This window comes from Leisingera sp. F5 (genome assembly GCF_001593695.1).
In genome coordinates this window covers 1-1,903 of the sequence record NZ_LUKH01000659.1, presented here as the reverse complement: position 1 = coordinate 1,903, position 1,903 = coordinate 1, and the positions used below count along the sequence as shown (strand labels likewise).

General features: G+C 61.3%; 2 protein-coding genes. One reads left to right on the top strand and one right to left on the bottom strand.

The features are described from left to right. Positions 1 to 85 precede the first annotated feature (85 nt). Positions 86 to 442 carry a hydroxyisourate hydrolase gene (gene uraH / locus A2I95_RS34475; protein WP_291737036.1) on the bottom strand — a complete coding sequence of 119 codons (357 nt, stop codon included), beginning with the start codon at positions 440 to 442 and terminating at the stop codon, positions 86 to 88. Positions 443 to 592: 150 nt separating this feature from the next. On the opposite strand from uraH, the gene puuE reads away from it, so the two are divergent. Then, positions 593 to 1,903 (top strand): allantoinase PuuE (gene puuE / locus A2I95_RS34470; RefSeq protein ID WP_291737035.1); only part of this gene is annotated, 1,311 nt, incomplete at its 3' end.

The window sequence follows — 1,903 nt, the reverse complement described above, 5'->3', positions numbered from 1 at the left end:
GAATGAAAAAGCCCGCCCCAGTTTCCTGGGACGGGAACCGCCGACAGGTGCCAAGCGGGAGGAGAGGTATCTTGGGAAGTGCGGCTCAGCTGCCGCGGTAGGTGGAATAGCCGTAGGGCGACAGCAACAGCGGCACGTGATAGTGGCTGTCAGCCTCGCTTATGCCAAAACGCAGCGGCACTTCGTCCAGAAACAGCGGGTCCGCGCCCGCCTGGCCAGTGGTATGCAGATAGCCGCCGGCGTGGAACACCAGCTCATAGGTGCCGGTTGCGAATTCACCTGCAGGCAGGATCTGCTCATCGGTGCGCCCGTCGTCATTGGTGGTCAGGCTGCGCAGGTGGATGCGTTCGTTGCCTTCGATCCGGTAAAGGTCGATCTTCAGCCCTTCCGCCGGGCAGCCGCGGGCAGTGTCCAGCACATGGGTGGTCAGAAATCCGGTCATGCCAGCCTCCATTCAATTCTGTTGACTTAAAGTATGCGCTGTTCAGCCCAGTGCATACAGAAGGAAGAGTCAAAAAGTTCTTTCAAAAATATACTGAAAGCTGAACGGGATTATCTGTTCTATACATAATAAAAAGACAGGAGACCTGACGTGACGCGCTATCCCCGTGACTTGCGCGGATACGGTGCTGCCGCACCCGACCCGCAGTGGCCCAATGGGGCCAAAGCCGCCGTGCAATTCGTGCTCAACTATGAAGAAGGCGGCGAGAACTGCATCCTGCATGGGGATGCGGCCTCCGAGGCCTTTCTGTCCGACATTCCCGGCGCCGTGCAATGGCCCGGCCAGCGCCATTGGAACATGGAGTCGGTCTATGAATACGGGTCGCGGGCCGGCTTCTGGCGGCTGCACCGGCTGTTCACCGGCGCCGGCATTCCGCTGACCATCTACGGCGTCGCCACCGCGCTGGCCCGCTCGCCCGAGCAGGTGCAGGCGATGAAGGACGCGGACTGGGAAATCGCCAGCCACGGGTTGAAGTGGGTCGAGCACAAGGACATGACAGAGGAGGAGGAGCGCGCCGCCATTGCCGAAGCTGTGCGTCTTCATACCGAAGTCACCGGCGACCGCCCGCGCGGCTGGTACACGGGGCGCTGCAGCGCCAACACCGTACGGCTGGTGGCTGAGGAAGGCGGATTTAATTATATCTCAGACACTTACGACGACGACCTGCCCTATTGGCTGGAAACCGGCGGGCGTAATCAGTTGATCATTCCCTACACGCTGGAAGCCAACGACATGCGCTTCGCCAATTCGCCGGGCTGGATCACGGGTGAGCATTTCTTTCAGTACCTGAAGGATGCTTTTGACGTGATCTACGCCGAAGGCGAAGCCGGTGCTGCGAAGATGATAACCATCGGGCTGCACTGCCGTCTGGTGGGCCGTCCGGGCAAGATCGCGGGCCTGAAGCGCTTTATTGAGTATATCCAGGGTTTCGAGGATGTCTGGTGCCCGCGCCGCATCGACATTGCCGAACATTGGGCCGCAACCCATGCGCCCGAAAAGCACCTGCGCCTCAGCCGGATGGACCGCGCGGCCTTTGTGTCCAGCTATGGCTCGATCTTCGAGCACTCGCCTTGGATAGCCGACCGCGCCTTTGATCTGGAGCTGGGTCCGGCGCATGACTGTGCCGCCGGTGTTCACAACGCGCTGTGCCGTATCTTCCGCACCGCCAGTGAAGAAGAGCGCCTGGGCGTGCTGACCGCGCACCCTGATCTGGCAGGCAAGCTGGCCGCCGCCGGGCGCCTGACCGCTGAGAGCACCTCGGAACAGTCCAGTGCCGGGCTGGACATGCTGACCGACGAGGAGCGCGAGACCTTCACCCGGCTCAACACCGAGTATGTGGAGAAGCACGGGTTCCCCTTCATCATCGCAGTGCGCGACCACAACAAGGCGTCGATCATGGAG